21 protein-coding genes are annotated in these 20,861 nt (G+C 40.7%); 5 read left to right on the forward strand and 16 right to left on the reverse strand.

Annotation, left to right across the window (positions count from 1 at the left end; translation table 11 throughout):
* Positions 1–29 precede the first annotated feature (29 nt).
* Both CXF88_RS15095 and sodB read right to left on the reverse strand, forming a co-directional pair.
* Positions 30–1,964, reverse strand: a complete 1,935-nt coding sequence (locus CXF88_RS15095; RefSeq protein ID WP_101087589.1) for a PrkA family serine protein kinase — start codon at positions 1,962–1,964, stop codon at positions 30–32.
* A 297-nt stretch (positions 1,965–2,261) separates the two neighbouring features.
* Complete coding sequence (sodB, locus tag CXF88_RS15100; protein WP_011637213.1) at positions 2,262–2,846, reverse strand: superoxide dismutase [Fe]; 585 nt, start codon at positions 2,844–2,846, stop codon at positions 2,262–2,264.
* A gap of 234 nt (positions 2,847–3,080) precedes the next feature.
* On the opposite strand from sodB, the gene grxD reads away from it, so the two are divergent.
* The gene (gene grxD / locus CXF88_RS15105; RefSeq protein ID WP_101087590.1) at positions 3,081–3,422 is read left to right on the forward strand and encodes a Grx4 family monothiol glutaredoxin; all 342 of its coding nucleotides are present in this window, start codon (positions 3,081–3,083) and stop codon (positions 3,420–3,422) included.
* A gap of 122 nt (positions 3,423–3,544) precedes the next feature.
* Here grxD and CXF88_RS15110 read toward each other — a convergent pair whose 3' ends face one another.
* Positions 3,545–4,774 carry a uracil-xanthine permease family protein gene (locus tag CXF88_RS15110; protein ID WP_101087591.1) on the reverse strand — a complete coding sequence of 410 codons (1,230 nt, stop codon included), beginning with the start codon at positions 4,772–4,774 and terminating at the stop codon, positions 3,545–3,547.
* A 238-nt stretch (positions 4,775–5,012) separates the two neighbouring features.
* On the opposite strand from CXF88_RS15110, the gene CXF88_RS15115 reads away from it, so the two are divergent.
* Together CXF88_RS15115 and hda are read left to right on the forward strand one after the other, a co-directional pair.
* Positions 5,013–6,110, forward strand: a complete 1,098-nt coding sequence (locus CXF88_RS15115) for a DUF2066 domain-containing protein (protein ID WP_101087592.1) — start codon at positions 5,013–5,015, stop codon at positions 6,108–6,110.
* A gap of 154 nt (positions 6,111–6,264) precedes the next feature.
* On the forward strand, positions 6,265–6,975 hold the full coding sequence (hda, locus tag CXF88_RS15120) for a DnaA inactivator Hda (protein ID WP_059745344.1): 711 nt from the start codon (positions 6,265–6,267) through the stop codon (positions 6,973–6,975).
* 113 nt (positions 6,976–7,088) lie between these two features.
* On the opposite strand, the gene CXF88_RS15125 is transcribed toward hda, so the two are convergent.
* The 4 genes from CXF88_RS15125 to CXF88_RS15140 form a co-directional block, all read right to left on the reverse strand.
* Positions 7,089–9,038, reverse strand: a complete 1,950-nt coding sequence (locus CXF88_RS15125; protein ID WP_101087593.1) for a hypothetical protein — start codon at positions 9,036–9,038, stop codon at positions 7,089–7,091.
* Positions 9,039–9,188: 150 nt separating this feature from the next.
* Complete coding sequence (locus CXF88_RS15130; protein WP_011637219.1) at positions 9,189–9,566, reverse strand: DUF2069 domain-containing protein; 378 nt, start codon at positions 9,564–9,566, stop codon at positions 9,189–9,191.
* Between the two features lie 11 nt (positions 9,567–9,577).
* On the reverse strand, positions 9,578–9,934 hold the full coding sequence (arsC, locus tag CXF88_RS15135) for an arsenate reductase (glutaredoxin) (RefSeq protein WP_101087594.1): 357 nt from the start codon (positions 9,932–9,934) through the stop codon (positions 9,578–9,580).
* Between the two features lie 97 nt (positions 9,935–10,031).
* Complete coding sequence (locus CXF88_RS15140; RefSeq protein WP_242445180.1) at positions 10,032–11,465, reverse strand: M48 family metalloprotease; 1,434 nt, start codon at positions 11,463–11,465, stop codon at positions 10,032–10,034.
* Between the two features lie 163 nt (positions 11,466–11,628).
* Between CXF88_RS15140 and CXF88_RS15145 the strand changes: the two genes are divergently transcribed.
* Together CXF88_RS15145 and CXF88_RS15150 are read left to right on the forward strand one after the other, a co-directional pair.
* Positions 11,629–11,850 carry a sulfurtransferase TusA family protein gene (locus CXF88_RS15145; protein ID WP_101087596.1) on the forward strand — a complete coding sequence of 74 codons (222 nt, stop codon included), beginning with the start codon at positions 11,629–11,631 and terminating at the stop codon, positions 11,848–11,850.
* Between the two features lie 25 nt (positions 11,851–11,875).
* A complete protein-coding gene (locus tag CXF88_RS15150) occupies positions 11,876–12,958 on the forward strand; it encodes an AI-2E family transporter (RefSeq protein WP_101087597.1) in 1,083 nt (360 codons plus the stop codon).
* 263 nt (positions 12,959–13,221) lie between these two features.
* Here CXF88_RS15150 and CXF88_RS15155 read toward each other — a convergent pair whose 3' ends face one another.
* The 9 genes from CXF88_RS15155 to CXF88_RS15195 form a co-directional block, all read right to left on the reverse strand.
* The gene (locus CXF88_RS15155) at positions 13,222–13,455 is read right to left on the reverse strand and encodes a DUF2897 family protein (RefSeq protein WP_101087598.1); all 234 of its coding nucleotides are present in this window, start codon (positions 13,453–13,455) and stop codon (positions 13,222–13,224) included.
* A 75-nt stretch (positions 13,456–13,530) separates the two neighbouring features.
* The gene (kdsB, locus tag CXF88_RS15160; RefSeq protein ID WP_101087599.1) at positions 13,531–14,268 is read right to left on the reverse strand and encodes an 8-amino-3,8-dideoxy-manno-octulosonate cytidylyltransferase KdsB; all 738 of its coding nucleotides are present in this window, start codon (positions 14,266–14,268) and stop codon (positions 13,531–13,533) included.
* 88 nt (positions 14,269–14,356) lie between these two features.
* On the reverse strand, positions 14,357–15,427 hold the full coding sequence (gene kdnB, locus CXF88_RS15165; protein WP_101087600.1) for a 3-deoxy-alpha-D-manno-octulosonate 8-oxidase KdnB: 1,071 nt from the start codon (positions 15,425–15,427) through the stop codon (positions 14,357–14,359).
* Between the two features lie 71 nt (positions 15,428–15,498).
* Complete coding sequence (gene kdnA / locus CXF88_RS15170; RefSeq protein WP_011637227.1) at positions 15,499–16,683, reverse strand: 8-amino-3,8-dideoxy-alpha-D-manno-octulosonate transaminase KdnA; 1,185 nt, start codon at positions 16,681–16,683, stop codon at positions 15,499–15,501.
* A 169-nt stretch (positions 16,684–16,852) separates the two neighbouring features.
* Positions 16,853–17,467, reverse strand: coding sequence for a carbonate dehydratase (gene can, locus CXF88_RS15175; protein WP_101087601.1), 615 nt, complete (start codon positions 17,465–17,467; stop codon positions 16,853–16,855).
* Between the two features lie 109 nt (positions 17,468–17,576).
* A complete protein-coding gene (locus tag CXF88_RS15180) occupies positions 17,577–18,425 on the reverse strand; it encodes an alpha/beta hydrolase (protein WP_157822816.1) in 849 nt (282 codons plus the stop codon).
* Between the two features lie 35 nt (positions 18,426–18,460).
* Complete coding sequence (locus CXF88_RS15185; RefSeq protein WP_101087603.1) at positions 18,461–19,171, reverse strand: M15 family metallopeptidase; 711 nt, start codon at positions 19,169–19,171, stop codon at positions 18,461–18,463.
* Positions 19,162–20,307, reverse strand: a complete 1,146-nt coding sequence (dapE, locus tag CXF88_RS15190; RefSeq protein WP_197708454.1) for a succinyl-diaminopimelate desuccinylase — start codon at positions 20,305–20,307, stop codon at positions 19,162–19,164. Before dapE ends, CXF88_RS15185 begins: the two co-directional genes overlap by 10 nt.
* The gene (locus tag CXF88_RS15195; protein WP_101087605.1) at positions 20,295–20,636 is read right to left on the reverse strand and encodes an ArsC family reductase; all 342 of its coding nucleotides are present in this window, start codon (positions 20,634–20,636) and stop codon (positions 20,295–20,297) included. Before CXF88_RS15195 ends, dapE begins: the two co-directional genes overlap by 13 nt.
* Positions 20,637–20,861 lie beyond the last annotated feature (225 nt).

The following is a 20,861-nucleotide window of genomic DNA, read 5'->3' on the forward strand; positions in this document are numbered from 1 at the left end:
GGTCAACGGCGCTGCCAATTATTGGGTGTCTACGATGATTTACGCACTCGTAAATACCATTCTGACAATAGTCTGACTTGTTTTTTGGTGTAGCCTTTTTCCATCATGCGATTAACAAAGTCGTCATGCTTACGTTGATCGTCATTCGATGTTTTGCCGTTAAACGAAATAACGGGCAGCAAATCTTCTGTGTTGGAAAACATTTTTTTCTCAATCACGGTGCGTAATTTCTCATAGCTAGTCCACAGAGGATTATTGCCTTCATTATTGGCTCGAGCACGTAAGACGAAGTTAACAATTTCATTGCGGAAATCTTTTGGATTACTGATCCCCGCTGGTTTTTCAATTTTCTCTAATTCAGCATTTAAGGCACCACGATCAAAAAGTTGTCCTGTTTCTGGGTCGCGATATTCTTGATCTTGGATCCAAAAATCAGCATAGGTAACATAACGGTCGAAAATATTTTGTCCGTATTCAGAATACGACTCAAGGTAAGCGGTTTGGATCTCTTTACCGATAAACTCAACATACTTAGGGATTAAATAACCTTTAAGAAACTCTAAATATTTCTCACTTATATCGTTAGGAAATTGTTCTTGTTCAATTTGCTTTTCCAGTACATAAAATAAGTGGACTGGGTTTGCGGCGATTTCTGCACTGTCAAAATTGAATACTCGTGACAAAATCTTAAAGGCAAATCGGGTCGATAGCCCTTGCATGCCTTCATCTACGCCAGCATAGTCCCGATATTCTTGGTAGGATTTCGCTTTGGGATCGGTGTCTTTTAAGCTTTCACCGTTATAGACGCGCATTTTTGAATAAATAGACGAGTTTTCGGGCACTTTTAACCGCGATAACACGCTAAATTGTGCCAAGGTTTCTAAGGTACCTGGTGCACAAGATGCAGTGGATAATTCAGAATTAGCCAATAATTTTTGATAAATTTCCATTTCTTCGGATACCCGCAAACAATAGGGCACTTTGACAATATAGACGCGATCTAAAAACGCTTCGTTATTTTTATTATTCCTAAACGCGGACCATTCTGACTCATTAGAATGGGCCAAAATAATACCGTTATACGGCAAGGCCGATAAGCCTTCAGTACCGTTGTAATTGCCTTCCTGAGTCGCAGTCAATAATGGATGAAGGACCTTAATGGGGGCTTTAAACATTTCAACAAACTCCATCAACCCTTGGTTTGCACGACATAACGCACCTGAGTAAGCATAAGCGTCGGCATCATCTTGTGAAAAATGTTCTAACTGACGAATATCAACTTTACCCACCAAAGCAGAAATATCTTGGTTATTTTCATCTCCGGGTTCTGTTTTAGCAATACCGATTTGATCGAGCACCGATGGATACACTTTTACGACTCTAAATTTTGAGATATCACCACCATACTGGTGTAAACGTTTTACTGTCCATGGTGACATAATCGTTTTGATATAACGACTTGGTATGTTGTATTCGTTTTTGAGTAGTTCACTGTCTTCTTCAGGATCAAACAGACAAAATGGGTGGTCGTTGACAGGACTACGAACGCCATCGGCAGTTAATATGTAAATCGGCACTTGTTGCATTAATGCTTTGAGTTTTTCGGCCAGCGATGATTTACCGCCACCGACAGGGCCTAAGAGATATAATATTTGCTTTGACTCTTCTAAGCCTTGAGCAGAATGTTTCAAGTAGGCCACGATTTGTTCAATCGCATCTTCCATGCCATAGAAATCTTTAAATGCGGGATACTGTGCAATAACACGATTAGAAAAAATCCGACTTAAAATTGGATTTTTTGCTGTGTCAATAATCTGCGGTTCACCAATGGCCATGAGTAACCGTTCGGCAGCAGACACATAGGCACTTCTGTCTTGTTTACAGATATCGAGAAATTGCTCTAAGGTATATTCTTCGTCACGTTTTTTTTCATAGCGTTGTTGATAGTGCTCAAAAATGCCCATAGTAACCCCCTCAAAACATACAGTTGTATGACGTAAAAAGCCTGAGTGATGAATGCGATGGTCAAGAATGTAATGTTAAATCTGTTAGCGCAATATTAGGCTTTACGACTAAAGTGTAGGACAGGGTAAATAACTTGGCGAAGTTTTAATGAAAAATAAATCAAATAAAAACAATAACAAACAGTAGCATTTGCAATAGTTGCAAACATAGTCTGATGATAGGCAGCGTACTTTAGGCGGATAAAATGACAAAAAAAGGAGCCAGAAGGCTCCTTTAATTTTTGCAGTTAATCGAAATTAAGCAGCAAAATTCTTATTAACAAATTCCCAGTTAACAAGCTGCCAGAAGTGAGCTAAATATTCTGGACGTGCATTACGGTAATCAACGTAGTAAGCATGTTCCCATACATCTACAGTTAATAGAATCGTAACAGACTCATCTGTTAACGGTGTAGCAGCATTGCTAGTGTTAACAATCGCTAATGAACCATCAGCTTTTTTCACTAACCATGTCCAAGCGCTACCAAAGTTATTTACTGCAGAATCAGTAAATTTAGCTTTGAATTCTTCAAAAGAACCAAAAGAAGCATTGATAGCAGCAGCGATATCGCCAGTTGCTTCGCCGCCAGCATTAGGTGCTAAGCAATTCCAGTAAAAAGTGTGGTTCCAAACTTGAGCCGCGTTGTTGAACATACCGCCAGTTGAAGTTTTAACAACTTCTTCTAGTGTTTTGCCCGCAAACTCAGTTCCTTCAACTAAACCGTTTAGTTTAACCACATATGTGTTGTGATGCTTACCATAATGGAACTCAATGGTTTCTTGAGAAATGTGTGGTTCAAGTGCGTTCTTTGCATAAGGTAATGCTGGTAATTCGAAGGCCATTAGTATCTCTCCATGGATTCAGGTTATCGTTTTGTTTACCCATCAGGTAACATTGCTCTATTGCTATTGTACTGATTATTTTTGTGATGTGAATCATTGTTTAGGGAATTATGTGGATTGCAGTAATCGATTTTATGGATTTTAGATAAACCCTACAAACTGTGGCATTTTGTTCTTAGTCTAGGTGTCGTACAATAGACATTATGTATTCAGTCGTCGTACTTAGGAAATCAAATGGAAACTGTAGAAAAGATTAAACAGCAAATTACCGAAAACCCAATTATTGTGTACATGAAAGGTTCACCTAAATTACCAAGCTGTGGATTTTCATCTCAAGTTGCTCAAGTGATGATCAACTGTGGTGAACAATTTGCGTTCGTAGATATTTTACAGCACCCAGATATTCGTGCTGAATTACCAAAATTTGCTAACTGGCCAACATTCCCACAATTATGGGTAGAAGGCGAGTTAATTGGTGGCTGTGACATTATCACTGAAATGTTCCAAAAAGGTGAACTTCAACCAATTATTAAAGCAACTGCTGATAAATTCCGTACAGAAGACGCAGCAGAGTAATTGCAGATGATTGAGTGTTTACGCACTCAAAAAAAGCCCCAAAGCGAAAGGCTGTTGGGGCTTTTTATTATTTTTTAAACATGTACTTACTAAGCAGTGCTTCTGCATGCGGTTACAGAAAGTTACTTTTCAACCTGTGGCTTTTTCACGGCAGGTAAAATCAAGTTCATCAAAATAGCAACAATACCGCACAAACTTATCCCCGTTAAGCTAAACGAGCCAATACCAAACGCCATTCCGCCAATACCAAACACCAACGTTACCCCGACAATACTCAGATTACGAGGTTCAGATAAATCGACTTGATGACGAATTAAGGTATTTAATCCAACAGCTGCAATCGAGCCAAATAATAAGCACATAATACCGCCCATTACCGGTACAGGTATGGTTTGCATCATGGCACCCAATTTACCGACAAAAGCTAGGGTTATCGCAGTGATGGCTGTCCAGGTCATGATCCGTGGATCAAAACTTTTGGTCAGTGTAACCGCACCGGTTACTTCACTGTAAGTGGTATTAGGCGGACCGCCCAATGCCGACGCTGCTATCGTAGCAATACCATCGCCAGTAAGGGTACGATGTAAACCAGGCTTTTTAAAATAGTCTTTACCCGTCACGTTAGAAATGGCCAAAATATCGCCGATATGTTCAACCGCTGGTGCAATGGCAACTGGGATCATAAATAGAATCGCATGCCAGTTAAATTCTGGGGCGACAAAGTTTGGCATGGCTAACCAAGCCGCTTGAGTAACTGGGGTGAAATCGACAACACCAAAGGCTAAGCTCACACCATAGCCAACCAATATACCCGCCAGAATAGGCATTAGTCGGACCAATCCTTTAGCAAAAATCGCTACGATTATGGTGGTCATTAATGCCGAAAGTGAAATCGTTAGCGCGACATTTTGCTCTACGATGATCAAGCTTCCATCACCACTTTTACCTAATGCCATATTGACGGCTACAGGCGCTAAGCCTAAGCCAATGATCATAATGACTGGGCCGACAACAACCGGAGGTAATAAAGTATGTATAAATCCAGTGCCACGAAGTTTTACTGTTAATCCAAGTAGCATATACACCACGCCAGCAGCCATTAAACCGCCCATGGTGGCAGGAATACCCCATGTTTGTACGCCATATAAAATGGGCGCAATAAAGGCAAAGGAAGAAGCGAGGAATACAGGTACTTGACGTTTAGTGACTAATTGAAACAGTAGGGTACCGAAACCGGCTGTAAATAATGCGACACTGGTGTCTAAACCCGTTAATAACGGCATTAGCACGAGTGCCCCAAAAGCGACAAATAGCATTTGTGCGCCTTGAAGCGGAATTAACACGCGTTTCATATTGTTCTCCATCATTATTTAGAAAGTTAGCGTGTGATTAAACGGCGCGAATTGTCACATAAAAGCGATAATATGCATAACAACTTTGAGGACGCTGTAGCGATTATTGTTATTTGATATGGCTACAATACTGGGTCAATTTGGCGGCAGTAAAAAAGAGTTTTCGTTATCCATTACTCGATAGAATTTTATTATGATATAATTTGTTCACTTATATTTGCTGCGTTTATGTTATCAGATGCTGAAAAAACTAATTAATCTCATTACGTTACCACTAATTGCGTTAACCTCGATTACGCTTGTGCATGCTGCTGAAGTGAGCAAGCTTGATGAAGCCGATATTACGGTAGCTTCACGCGCAAACGATGTGAAAAATAACGCCCTTAAAGAGGCATTAGCTGCCGTTTTCTTAAAAAACTCTGGTCTGCCGAGTGTAGTATTAAACCCATTGGTAAAAGACCAAATTAATAACCCAGAAGTCATTTTGACTCAATACGGTTATTATGAGAAAAATGGTGAACTCATGCTCAAAGCCAGCTTTGACCATCAACGGGTTATTTCAACGTTACGTCAAGCCGGTTTACCTGTTTGGGGCAGTCAACGACCATTAACCTTGTTATGGATGTCGGTTGATGAAAATAATGAACCGTCTATTTTAGCTGATGCTTCTTCAGCCGATATTCGATCAGAGTTGGCTCAAGAGTCTAATAATAAAGGCATTCCGTTATTGCTGCCTATTATGGATTTGGATGATGTGATGCAAGTGAGTATCACTGATGTACGTGGAATGTTTACTGATGTGTTAGCTAATGCATCTACCCGTTATCAAGCTGATTACTTCGCTATTGCCAATTTGGATACTCAAAGCAGTAACGTTCATTTCACCATCAAATTATTTGATAAAAATAGAACTAATGGTGTACTACAGCCGTTAATTTCACAACAGGGTGAAGCGACGGATTATCAACAAGCCACGAAGCGAATGATGAACATTCTGGCCGATTATTATATTAGCCAGTTTGCCATAGCCTCTACAGGCAGTGATGTAGCTACCCAAGTCAGCTTTACTGGGTTAAACAACATGACTCAAGTGGTAAATATTGAAACCTATCTTCGTCAGCTTAGTGCGGTGAAATCCCTGAAACTTAGTCAGTTTAAGGGTGAAGCAGCCACTTATACGATAGAATTGTTTAGCAGTGTAGATGACTTGCAACGATTGCTTAATATTGATAGTCGGTTATCAAAATTAGATACCGTTGGCAGTGTGGAGTCATTTTATGAGTCTAAGGCCGACAATTCTACGCCTAAATTACTTTATCAATGGTTGGGCCAATAAGTATTATCAAAAGGTGCGCTGTACACTTTAATTGTACAGCGTGAAATGCTATACCGAGGTGATCTTTATGTGCAGGATTCTTGCTGATACTCGCATAATTGACGGATTTAGGTATAATAACGTTAGTTAGTTTATGATTTTGAGACCTATCTGAGTGACACAAAACTCACCAAGACAATTATCTTTACCCGTTTATCTACCTGACGATGAAACCTTTCAGAGTTATTATCCTGCTTCGGGTAATGATGAGTTGATCCAGAAACTTCAAGCTAGCGCTGAAGGCAATCTAGCGTCTTCTTTGTATGTATATGGCCCAGAAAAATCAGGCCGCACGCATTTAATGCATGCAGCTTGTGCCCTTGCCAATGACCTAGAACGCCGCACTCTCTATATCCCATTAGGCATTCATGCGAGTATTTCACCGGCATTATTTGAGGGCCTAGAATCTCTGGAATTGATTTGTATTGATGATATAGAAGCCATAGCGGGTCATCCTGTATGGGAAGAAGCTATTTTTCATCTATATAATCGTATAGCTGAGCAACAAGATTGCCGTTTAATAGTTAGCGGAAAGGCATCACCTTCTGAAACGGGGTTTTTATTGCCAGATTTGGTTTCTCGTATGCAATGGGGATTAATCTATCAATTACAACCAATGGCAGACGATGAAAAGCTCGTGGCCTTGCAGCGCCGAGCGGCAATGCGTGGTTTGCAGTTGTCTGATGAAGTAGGGCGCTTTTTACTGACGCGAATGGCGCGTGATTTACGCACCTTGTTTGATGTACTCGATAAACTCGATAAAGCTTCTATGGTACATCAGCGTAAACTGACTATTCCGTTTATAAAAGAGATGTTGAGACTTTAATACCTTAGGTTTTAATTCTTTAGGCAAAAATTATCGTCATCAGTCTACGCAATTACATAATAAAAAACGCCAAATGAATTCATTTGGCGTTTTTTATTGTGTGAGTCAATGGTTTATTGCTTCACGTGATCACTGCCACTAAATTGCAATGGTCTAGTCTCAGCAGTGTTTTTTTCAGTTTGTGATGAGATTTTCTGTGGTGATTTTGATGGATCAGTTGTTAGCACCAAGTTTTGTGCCCAGGTTTGGCCTTTAACTAACGCTACTGGTGCAGGTAAACCGTCCATCACTTGGCTAACATCAACTTCAGGCAGTATTTGACTCAAGACGTAGCTAGCGCGATCGTATAACTCAGGTTGACCGACTCGGCCGCGTTGGCCCCATTCAACCACAATCGTCGAGCTCGTCTCAATTTCTGGTTTGTCAGTAATGGCGATATCACGCAAAATACCATATCGATGGCTCATCATCACTTCTTCAAACAACATGGCAACATCTTCTCGTGTTGATGAATAAGCATAATCATCGTTGGCGAGGTCACTTGAGAAAAATAGCGCTACATCACTTGGAGTATAGGCTTTTTGGGTGTTATTTGCATTTTCACCAGAGTATTGAACGCTAGCAAGAGCGTACATTTCAGTACTGGTTAATGGATAGCGGATGTTAAGTTGGTCTGATGTCATCTCTTTACCATCAAAACGACGATTAAATTCGTCTTTTAAAGTAGGGCCTTGAATATTGGCATGCATGTTTTGTGGATAAAAATCATTTGCATGAGCCAGTTCATGATACAAGAGCCTGGCTAGGTTAGAAGACATATTCTCCATGGTACGGTTAGTACGGTTGCCTATTTCTATATATTGACCAGCATAATCGTTGTTTTTGACATAACGATATGGCGAGAGGTAATTTAGATCTTCACCAAAGTTGCTGCGATAATCAGGGGTTTCATTAATCGTATCTCGCTGGGCAGAAGTTAGCCACAGGTATTCAGGATCAAGATATATTGCTCCTATAAAACCAGCATAAAAGGCTGGTCTGATATCGTAACTGATGACCACAGCCGTCACTGATTGCAACAATTCTACAAAGTCATTATGTGTTTGTGCGCGTAAATAGGCTTCAAAGTTTGCCCCCATCCAGTCGTGCGACACAAGTACTCTGTCCATAATAGTATCAATCGGATCTGGCTTAGTATCTTGGCTAATAAAGGGCAGCTCGTTAAGAATATTACATTGATTGACTAGTTGGTTCGAGTAAACACAATAGGCCAGATTATTAGCATAAGCTGAGTTAGGCTTGTAAGGGTGCATTCGTGCAATGGGGTAGCTGAAGTAGGCGTCCGATGGGGCGTTTTTTTCTTTGGTTACGAGTAAATTGACGTCATCACTAATGGTTTGGCCATCAAATGTGGCAGTGGCTTTAAGACTGAATAATTGATCGGTATCGACGTTTGGCGCAACAAAAAGTGGCCTATTTATGTCACTCAAATCCACGTTGGTAAAGGCTTTATTATTAGCACTCGGATACATGCACCAACTAATATTTTCAGGTACTTGGCCGTTTATATTCTGTAAACGTAAACTCGCATCAGTTCTATTCACCATTTGATGATCGCTATTAATGCGTAAAATATTGTCATTAGAATCGGCAGTAATTGATATCGTTTCTTCAATGTTGATATTACCGCCAGAGACAGTCACCTTAAAAGCGTAATCTTGGTTACTTGTGGGTGTGAATGCTAACACTTGGCTATTAACTGCAGCTAGTTCAAGACTGGGTCCTGATATCTGCTGCCACAAAAATGATTTGCCAATAGTGTCTTGTTCATTAAGGTTGGCAATAATGCTGCCAGGCTTGTCTTTGGCATAATGCTGTTCAAGGGTAAAAGTCAATTGAGAGTTTGTGTCGGTAATTGAATAAGTTAAACTTTCACTGCAGATTTCGAAAGTGGATGAGGTAGGCACACCTTGATCGTTATTGTCTGAATCTCCTCCGCAGGCGCTAACGAATATGGCACTGGCTAAAAGGCTATAGATCCCTAAATTTTGCGATAACTTCATTAAACGACTCCATGTCTATTTTATTATTGTTTAACAATACATTTTTATAACATCTTGTTTGCAAAATAATGTAGCACGCTGTTTTGATTAAATGCAACTAACAAAAAAGCGCCCGAAGGCGCTTAGTGAGGCAACAAAAATGAAGGTTGTTTATTGTTGTTCAGACTTTTTCTTCAACCCTAATCCCAGTTCTCGGCCGCGTTTACGAGCATAGAATGGAAAACTCACCAACAAGACACAAATCAATACTGATTCAATCAGTGCAAATACCAGCGCATCAGTGGTGACATAAGCAAGGGTTAAGCCATGTAATAAGTATACACACAGAATAAAACTGGCCCATGCATATGTATATGGGTTACCGGTTAAGATGCCTTTAAGCGGAAACAGTAAAGGTACAATCCATATTAAGCTGAATCCTAGCGAGTAGGTGCCATTCATGCCTTGTTGAATAAACCAGCCGCTGAGCAGCAGGAGTAATGCAAGGTAACCAATTCGACTTAGTTGAAACAAGGTTTGTGAAGTCATTATTTTACTCGTTAAAGAATAGACAAAACATTTTCTGGTGGACGACCAATGGCTGCTTTGTTGTTGGCTAGCACGATAGGACGTTCAATTAATTTAGGTGTTGCTACCATTGCAGCGATGAGCTGATCTTCCGATAACGATGTGTCAGCCAAATTTTGAGCTTTATATTCGTCTTCTTTAGTGCGCATAAGCTGGCGAGCTGTTAAACCAAGTTGTTGCAAAATAGTCTGAATTTCAGCGGCTGTAGGTGGCGTCTTTAAGTATTCAACGACAGTGACATCTACTGCATTAGCTTGCAACAATGCGAGCGTCTCACGGCTTTTTGAACAGCGAGGGTTATGGTATATCGTTGTTTTGGTGGTTGTCATTGTCATAGTCCGTCATTAAAAAATGGCAAACAATAAGTAGATTTATTGTTTGCCATTATTCTATCAAAGAATAGCTTGTAAGGTTAGATTATCGCGGCTATTTTAATTCTTCCATTGCCCTATCTGCTTGTCTGAATTGTCTTATTCTTGCTTCAATTCGTGCCATTTGTAGGTTTTGGCCATCAGAATAGCGATATGCATAATTGAGTTGGTCAATTGCACCTTTGTAGTTAGCCGATAAGGCCATGAGTTCAGCATTGCTATAATACTCAAGCGCTTTATTGTCTAGCTTACGATATGCATCAGCCATAATTTGATACGGCAGCATACTTTGCTTATCGAAAAATATCAGTTCTTCTAACAGCGGGATAGCTTTTTTAGGCTGATCTGCCTGAACATAAATATTGGCTAAGTTAGCGTTGACCACTTGTGAGGTCGGTTTTAATTTCCGTTGAGCTTCTAATAATGCTATTGCACCTGCAAAATCTTTTTTCTGATCTAATAAATCTGTTTTGGTGTCGATGTAGAACAGATTATTGTCATCTTGTTTTAGTAAATCATCAATGATCACTTCAGCTTGTGCAAATTTTTCTAAACGGAAAAGTGCTAAAGCTTTGCCATAGAGCGCGGCCTGTTTAAACGAATACTCGTTCTTTTTGAGTTGTTGATCAAACAAAGATAACGCGGCATCATCACTAAAACTTGAAAAGCGTACTTGGATACGCGCTTTAGCTAGCTGAAAGTTAAGGCTGTTAGGGACATTACTTTTAGGGTACTGAGCCGCGCGGTTACGTGCCTCGGTAATACGTGATTCTGGCAATGGATGCGTCAGCAACATTTGTGGTGGTGTTGTGGTAAAACGATAACGAATTGCCAGTTGACCAAAAAATGTAGCGGCAGCATTAGGATCAAATCCGGCATCGACAAGAATTTGCATTCCAATACGATCAGCTTCTTTTTCATGTAAGCGGGTATAGTTAATTTTAGATTGTGTTGCTAAGGCCTGAGTGGTTGCTAAGGCTGCCATACCGGCTTGTGGTGCAGCAATCGTTAATAAAATAGCCCCTAACATTCCCACAATTGTGGCAGTTGAGCTTTTTTGTTGTGCCTCAAGAGATCGTGCTAAATGGCGTTGAGTGACGTGGGTAATTTCGTGGGCTAATACCGATGCAAGTTCACTTTCGTTGTCGGCATTTAAAAATAACCCCGTATGCACGCCAACATGACCACCAAAAAACGCAAACGCGTTGATTTCATCATTGCGGAGTAAAAAGAAATAAAATGGTGTCTTTACCCCCGTGGCATTAGCAACCAGCTTGTTACCCAGTTCAGATAAATATTGGGTTAACACTGGATCACTGAGTACCGGTGCCGATGAGCGAATAACGCGCATATAGGCGTCACCGTACACAGTTTCTTTTTCTAAACTAAAAGTATTGACTGCTGCGGTACCAAGATCAGGAAGATCATTATTGGCAAAACTGTGGCCAATACTGGCAGCAAAAAGCACACTAATAGCGCTAGCAGCCAGTGATTTTGAAAAGGTCGATAATGATAATTTACTCAAGCGGAACCTTTAATGATGATTGAATCGAAAAATTAAGCTTAACCAGCAAGTTTGCTTAAGTTACATTGCTTGTGGTTTATTGTCCAAGCTAGGATAATAGCCCTAGATTGTTTAAAGCAAGTTGATAATGATTTTAATTGATTTAACACCCTATGTTTGTCCTTATCCTTTAGTAAAAGTGAAACTTTTACTAAAGCAGATGGATGTGGATGAAAAATTACATGTACTCTTATCTGACCCTGGTTCACGCCGAGATGTTCCCTTGTTGATAAAAAAAATGGGTTTTGGTATTGAAATCATTGCTGATCAACCGCAATGCTTGTCATTTATCATCACCAAAACAAATTAATATTGTTTATATAAAAGGTTTTTCAATGCTGGAAATTTTAACTGATTGGTACAAAACCCGTTTTAGTGATCCACAAGCCATAACGTTAATGTTTATCATTATTGGGATTGGTCTTGCATTGTACTTCGGTTCTGGATTGCTTGCGCCTTTGCTGGTTGCTTTGGTGTTAGCGTTTTTACTGGAGTGGCCGGTAGCACAAATGTCGCGACTGGGTATAAGCCGAACCGCTGCGGCAACAATCGTGTTGGTGGTATTTTTAGGGGTGATGATTATTTTGATGTTTGGTTTGGTGCCCAGTATTTGGCGTCAAGGGGTGTCATTGGTTACTGATTTACCCTCAATGATTGATAAGGGCATGCTAATTGTGCGCGAGTTTAGCGCTGATTACCCGCAGTTTGTGAGTGCATCACAACTTGATTCGATGATGGAAGAAATTAATAAGATGCTTGATACACAGCACCTTATTGATTTAGGGAAACAAATTTTAGGTTATTCTGCGTCATTATTAGTATTAATGGTGTACGCCATTTTAGTGCCATTGTTGGTATTTTTCTTTTTAAAAGACAAAGACTTTTTATTAAACGGCAGCAAACGATTTTTCCCGTCTAACCGTGGTCTAGCGAGAAAAGTTTGGTTTGAAATGGACCAACAAATCTTTAATTATATTCGTGGTAAAGTGATTGAAATTGTTATTGTTGGCGTAGCCAGTTATATCTTTTTTGCTATCATGGGGCTGCGTTACTCAGCACTACTAGGTGTATTGACAGGCTTGTCGGTATTGATCCCATATGTTGGCGCTACTTTGGTTACATTGCCGATTGCATTAGTCGCATTTTTTCAATGGGGTTTTAGTGCTGAGTTTGGTTACTTAATGTTAGGTTATGGGATTATTCAGGCGCTAGATGGCAATGTATTGGTACCGCTATTGTTTTCTGATGCGGTTGATTTACACCCGGTTGTGATTATTGCCGCCGTGTTAGTCTTTGGGGGCTTATGGGGCGTTTGGGGAGTCTTTTTTGCCATACCACTAGCATCGCTAGTAAAAGCAGTCATTAATGCTTGGCCGAATAACCAAGAGCAACAACGAGTCACACTTGACAGTGAATAACACTTGCCTGTGGTATTAAAACATCAGTACAGAAACAGAGCCGTTGGATACATTAAGCTAACCTCATTATGGGGTTAGCTTTTTTATTATTAGGCTTAAGTTGCGCCATATAGAGGTTATGACGAATGGAAATACAGATATAAAATAACTGCTAGGCAAATAACAACGATTAAGAACGAGAAGATAGGCCAACATGGGCGTTATGCTATTTGCAACCCACTAAATTATAGATAGGCTCATTTTATAGATAGGTTCATTGCGCATTATAACGTTTTGTCTTTGCTGCCGTTGTCTTTCTCGTCTGAAGGTTCTTCAGTCAGTTTTTGTTCAGATTCTGGTGAACTGGTTTCTTTTTCAGGATTTTGCTCTCGGTCTTTATGTTCACCAAATTGAGGCATTTTAAATTTGGCAGAATATTTCAACACCGCAATGTTACTTGCAATAACGCCGATGACTAAAATGATAATTAGCCAAACTTCATAACCTTCTAGACTCATTGGAAACTCCTTTTAACCTGCAATTTTATAGCTGATGTTGTTAAGACAACACCAGCTATAAGCATATATGTTTGGTTAGTCGACGGCTAAACGTAGTTCACATTTGCGAATATCTTCAGGGGTATCGACTTCTGGAGAGTCAAATGCGCTGATAGCAATTTTAATTTTGTGGCCGTATTCGAGTGCGCGTAGCTGTTCTAATTTTTCGAGATCTTCAAGTCTACCTAAAGGTAACTTAGCAAAGGCATTCACAAAACGCTTAGTGTAACCATAAACACCTAAATGCTTGTAAACCGGATAGTCATTGGTATCGCGACCAAAGGGGATACGAGAGCGAGAGAAATACAATGCATTATGGTCATTATCAAATACCATTTTAACGTGCATAGGATCGTCTAATTCTCTTTTATCGACGATTTCAAATCCTAATGTCGCCATTTCGAATTCACCAGGGTGACGTTCAAATAGACTTATGATTTGTTCGATTGAGATAGGATCAATCAGCGGTTGATCGCCTTGTAAATTAATCACTAAATCGTCATCGTTAAGACCAAGCAATGCAATGGCATCATTAATACGGTCGGTACCAGAGGCGGCATCAGGGCTGGTCATTACGACTTTACCACCAAAGGATTCAACGGCATCTTTAATGCGGTCGTCATCTGTAGCAACATAGATGCTATCGAGGCCTTTTGCTAATGATGCACGTTCATAAACGTGTTGGATCATGGGTTTACCATTAATCGGGGCTAGCGGCTTGCCCGGGAAACGGCTTGAACCATAACGTGCCGGGATTAATAGAGTAACTTTCATTAATATGACCTACTTGTGGTTGTGACAATAATATAGACAATAAATAAAAGGGCTCATAAGAGCCCTTTATGACTTAATCTGTCGTTTATTATATACGACGGAATAACTTAGTCAGCATTTCATCGGTAACTTTCTCTTCCCAGCCTTTACCGTACACGTTGTCCCAAAGTGGACCCATGCTCTTAGTCACGGCAACCATCTTAGCGATAGTTTCATCTGGCAAATCTTTACAGATGTTTTTAGGCAGAGTGATGTTATGAATTTTCATCATTTTACGGAATTCAGTCACACCTTCTGGATAGAATTCTTCCAGCACGTCAAAGGCTAAACAGTTACCAATACCGTGGTGATAACCCAGTACATAACCTAAACCGTAAGATACCGCATGACATGCACCAACTTGGCTATAAGCAATGCTCATACCGCCCATGTATGACGCCATCATTAACTTGTCGTCTTTTTCTGCGTGGTCGTCTAAGAACACTTGACGACATAAATCCATTGATTTTTCGGCAAATGCTTTAGCAAACTCGTTGAGGTATGTGCCTTGTAATGATTCTACACAATGGATAAAACAATCCATACCAGTATAGAACCACTGATCAGTCGGAACCCCTGCAATTAATTCAGAGTCCATGATGATTTGATCAAACACGGTGTAATCTGAGTTTAAACCTAGCTTACGAACGGGTCCGCACAATACTGCAGTACGTGATGCTTCAGCACCCGTGCCAGACACTGTTGGAATACCAATATGATGTATTGCAGGATTTTTAATTAAATCCCAACCTTGGTATTCAGAAGAACTACCAGGGTTAGTGAGCATTAGTGATACGGCTTTGGCTAAGTCCATCGTTGAACCGCCGCCTAAACCGACTACGCTCACTGGTAACTTAGTGTTAAATGCGTTAACTTGCGCCGTTAACGCATCAACTTGTTCAGTTGTTGGCTCATCATCTACGTTTACGTAAATCAGTAGGTCGTGCGCTTGAGTTGGCACGCGGTCAGCTAGCGGTTTACCTTGATGTACATCATCGACAAGGAAAACGACAAAATCGTTAGCATCTTGGCGCTCTTGACCTAATACAACATCAAGTTGCACAAATGAACCACGGCCAAAGATCATTTTTGGTACACATTTAAAATTTTTAAAACTCATTACAACAGTCTCCATTGAGATAAGTACTGTAAAAAGTGCTCTGAGCCATCACTGACCGAGAGGCATCAATGCTAGGCAAAAGCGCGTTTGATATTTTCAATACGTTCAGCTATTTGCTCATCAGTCCAAGACAACTTGATCAACATCGAAATCGTTCGGCTCATGATAGCGTCAGATTTAGGTGTCAGCACTTTAGTGTAGTCAGGGCGATCAGCGATTAGCATAATAGGTAATGCGGCAGGTGCTTTAAGTTCTTGGATGTGTTTCCAATTTTTAAGGTAATGCCAGTTGTTAACATACCAGTAAAAACAACCATCAACTTTGTTGGCAGCCAGCTTTTTATTAATTTCTTGAGTGCGTTCTTCTGTTGGCATCATAAATGTTAAGAAGCCTGCAGAATCGCCGTCTGGATCTGGAATTTCACGGAAGGTGATTTCAGCAATAGATGCCATAGCATCTTTAATGGTTTTCTTATTTTTACGCTGAATAGCAATGATTTTATCAAGCTTACGTAATTGTGCTAAACCCATTGCTGCATTCATTTCTGAAATTCGGAAATTCAAACCCATAATTGGGTGTGATTCTGCACCACGATCATTACCAACATGGTCATGACCGTGATCTGAAAACATGTGTGAGTGGTTATAAATTTCGCTATTGTTAGTGACAATCGCGCCGCCTTCACCACAGGTGATGGTTTTAACTGAGTCAAATGAATAACAACCTACATCACCGATGGTGCCCAATGCTTGGCCTTTATAACTGCCACCGATGGCTTGACATGCATCTTCTAAAATCACCAAGTTATGCTTTTTACACACCGCTTTGATTTCGTCCATCTTCGCCATAGAACCACACATATGAACAAGGTTAATAGCCTTGGTACGTGGTGTGATGACAGCTTCAATACCTTCTGGAGATAAACATAATGTTTCGTCAATTTCAGCAAAAATAGGGACAGCACCGGCCATAAACACGGCTTCAACAGAGGCTACGAAGGTAAATGGAGGCACAATAACTTCATCGCCAGCACCAATGCCCGCTGCTGCCATTGCAGTTTGTAATGCAGCAGTACCGCTTGATACTAAATGAGCGTGTTTCACGTTCATTTTTTCGCAAAGTAGTTGCTCCATGTCGCGGGTTTTCCAGCGATCATTACGCATATGGTCGAAGTTATAACGGAAGGTAAAACCGTTCTCCATTACGTCAGCAACTTCCTGCTTTTCTTCAGGACCAAATAATTCAAAACCAGGCATGGAAATCATCTCCTAAAAATTCTGCGCATAGTAGCGCTAAATAAACTGGATGATTATAACGTTCTTCAGTGGTGGTTCGCGACTTTTATTGCATATTTTTAATAACAATAAACAAAGGCCTGCTAAATAACAGGCCTATTAAAAGTGTAAATGGAGATAGAAGGCAAGGTTAAGCTAAATTGCGCCCATGAAGACGGTCGATTGTCACGTCTAAATCTGTGAGTAATCCGTTATTAATTCCGTAAATCCAACCATGTATTGCAACATCTTGGCCACGATCCCATGCTTCTTGAACTATGTTGGTCGACACAACATTTGACACTTGTTCCATCACATTAAGCTCACACAGGCGATCAAAACGCCCTTGTTCACTCATCGATTCAAGAGCATCCTCGTGAATACGATAAATGTCACGTAAATGTCCGAGCCAATTGTCAATCAGGCCCAGTCGCTCTTTATTCATTGCCGCACGAACACCACCACAGCCATAATGCCCAACGACCATGATGTGCTTTACTTTTAGTACATCGACAGCATATTGCAGCACTGATAAACAATTTAAATCTGTGTGAATGACCATATTAGCGATGTTACGGTGAACAAACACTTCACCGGGTAATAAGTCGATAATCTGATTAGAAGGCACTCGGCTATCTGAGCAACCAATCCATAAGTATTCTGGGTTTTGTTGTTTTGCCAGTTGCGCAAAAAAGGTAGGATCTTCTTTGTTGATCCGTTCAGCCCAACGGCGATTATTATCAAATAATGGTTTAAGAAGTTTCATGAGCGCTCGAATTAGGTCGTTTTTTACCGGTAAGGTATTACAGGTAATATGTCATTTTGTAATGAGTATATCAGCAATGCCGACGGATCTGGTCTATCCATTGAGGTGATTAATTAAAATTAACTTTACTCAAAAAATCAACAAGATGCTGATTGAAAATGGCTGGTTTTTCGATGTTAGCTAAGTGACCAGCTTGTTCAATGTGCAATAATTGACTGCCATCAATACAGTCATGCATTAAATAACTTTCCAGTGCGGTACGCAAATAACCACTTAATCCTACGGCCACCAAAGTCGGTAATGTTAATAACTCAACCGATTCGAGTGTGTCACGTTTGAATATGGCCATATTGGCAAATTTAAGTAACGCAGTAAGTTGGGCGCCAGAATAAGACGTTAATTCAGCGCTAAATTGTGCAACAATATTAGCTAGATTGGGGTCTTGGTTGACCAATTGCTCAATCTCTTTACTAAAATATAATGTGCTAATGGTTTGTGCAAGGTCTGCTGATATAGCTTGGTCGTTGGCAACTTGAGCCATTAACCCTTGGTATTTAACGCAATTAACTTGCGGTTCAAATCCCACAAAACTGTTTAACATCACTAAGCCATTAATGCGAGCCGGTGCATGTAATATAAGCTCTGCCGCAATTGCACCGCCACTACCATGACCTACGATGGCGGCAGAGTTGATTTCAAGCTTATCCATTAACGTTAATACGTTTTGGGCCACATCTTGTAAATTTTCAACAGATTCTGGGATAGTGGTTGTTTGACCATGGCCCCAAAAGTCGATGGCAATACATCGATACTGTGATGACAGTTGGTCAATTTGCGATCGCCACATAGTGCTATTGGTGAGTAAGCCATGACAAAGAATAACAACAGGTCCATGTCCTTCATCTAAGTAATACAGTGGTTGATTATCAATTTCTATGTGATGCATTAAAGTGGACATAACAAACTCATTCAAAGAGGAAATGCGCGCAAACATTAAGCCGGAGATGGCGCAACAAAGAAAACATAATGATTAACTAACTCTGTTAGCCGTTCAATTAAGGGTGATTTTAACGATATTTCTGCCGCAGACAACACTTTTGCAAATTCATCTGCGCTAAATTGCTCCAACAACTCATTAGCGACAGGAAAATAGCTCATGTGCCATGGCTCAGGACTAACGCCACTTAAATCAGGTTGATAGGGGAAATAAAATCCAAACTCAGCAGCATGCGAGATAAGCCATTGATGTAGAGGAGCACAAGGGCCATCGGCGGTATATTCTGAAGTGATTAACTGCAGTGCTTGTTTGCTAATGTTATTCGCATCATATATATCGAAATCGGTGCCCCAATGATGCCGAGATGCGCCAGGGAGTGCAGACCATATCAAAATAGTATCAATCAGCTGTTGGGGCGTGAGTGACGTAAACTCAACTGGATTTGAGTCTTGGTCGAGTAATGGTCGCTGACCTGTGGCTTTGGCGTTCCAAATACTCAATTGACGATCAAATGGTCTATATGCAGAACATATTTGTACATTAAACCCCGCAGCAGATGCCGCGTTCTGCAACAGCTGAAATGCAGTTGCAGTGCGTTGTTCAAGCAAAAACTGTCCTACTGAAACTAAATGACGATCGTCTAAACCGTATAGTTTAGCTTGCTCGTTAGGGATATCAATCGAACAAAGCAGTGAGCTTATTTGCACAATAGCTTTTCCAAAATGCGTTCATAGCAATTAGCTAATATTTCTAAGTCGGCCACGTTGACACATTCATTCACTTTATGAATTGTCGCGTTGACTGGGCCTAACTCCAACACTTGTGCGCCAGTTGGTGCGATAAAGCGACCATCTGAGGTACCACCTGAGGTTTGGGGGTCGGTTTCATAACCTGTGACTTCGCGAATCGCTTCCCGTGTTGCATCAAGCAGTGGACCGTCACCCGTTAGAAACGGTAAACCATTAAATATCCAGCTGATATCATAATCTAAGCCATGGGCATCAAGAATACTTACCACCCGTTGGATTAACTCTTCAGCGGTCACTTCGGTTGAGTAACGGAAGTTAAACATCACGGTTAATTCACCGGGGATAACATTAGATGCCCCTGTACCGCCATTTATATTAGCAATTTGGAAACTGGTTGGTGGGAAAAACTCATTACCGTTATCCCAATGCATTTGTGCGAGTTCAGTTAGTGCTGGAACCGCGTTATGAATAGGGTTGTCGGCTAAATGTGGATAGGCAACATGGCCTTGAATTCCGTTAACGGTTAAGTTGCCCGTTAAGCTGCCACGACGACCATTTTTGACGACATCACCCAATTTATGCGTTGATGAAGGTTCGCCAACTAGCGCCCATGTCATTTTTTCATTACGAGCTTCGAGCGTATCAATAACCCGAGTGGTACCGTTAATAAAAGGACCTTCTTCGTCACTGGTAATTAAATAAGCAATAGAGCCGTTGTGGTCTGGATGCTTAGCAACAAAACGTTCAGTCGCGATAATCATCGCGGCTAACGATCCTTTCATGTCTGCTGCACCGCGACCATGTAAATAGTTATCAATGATGGTCGGTTCAAACGGAGGAGTATGCCAACGGTTAAGATCACCAGTAGGCACCACATCGGTATGACCTGCAAAGCAGAAAACCGGATCACTGTTCCCTCTTCTTGCCCACATATTGGTGGTGTCTTCAAAAACCATTGGTTCAATGTTAAAACCAATGGCGGCAAGGCGATTGGCCATTAAGGTTTGGCAACCTTCATCCAATGGTGTTACCGATGGACGTGAAATCAGATCTTTTGCTAATTCAACTACATCATTATTCATCATGCGAACCACGCTTGGTATTGAGCTAGGTTAAAACCAACCAGTAATTTATCGTTATTGACGAGAACAGGGCGCTTAATTAATGTTGGATGTTGCACCATTAAGGCAATGGCTTTGTCTTGAGTGATATCCGTTTTATCTGCATCAGATAAACCACGAAAACTGGTGCTACGTTTGTTAAACAAGGTTTCCCAACCTACAACATCAGCCCACTGCGTAACCATGGCTTCATTTAGGCCATCTTCACGGAAGTCGTGAAACGTGTAATCAATTTTTTCGGCTTCAAGCCATTTGCGCGCTTTACGAACGGTATCGCAATTTTTTATGCCGTATAAAGTCAAAAGAATACTCCATTAATGTCGGTAGGGTTGTCATGTAGAGGCTTGGCTCTATAGATAAGCCTGAAAAAGTGCCTTATGTAACATTGATATCATTGAATGCATTTAACAACATTGTGGCATTGTGAAGCGGCTTGGACAAGCCGAAGACGGTGTTTTGAAAAGATTTCATAATATGCAACCTACGCTCACTTAAGCTGAAGGTTGCATATTATCGTGGCGTAATAG

Source organism: Shewanella sp. ALD9, from assembly GCF_002836315.1.
In the GTDB taxonomy this organism is placed as follows: Bacteria; Pseudomonadota; Gammaproteobacteria; order Enterobacterales; family Shewanellaceae; genus Shewanella.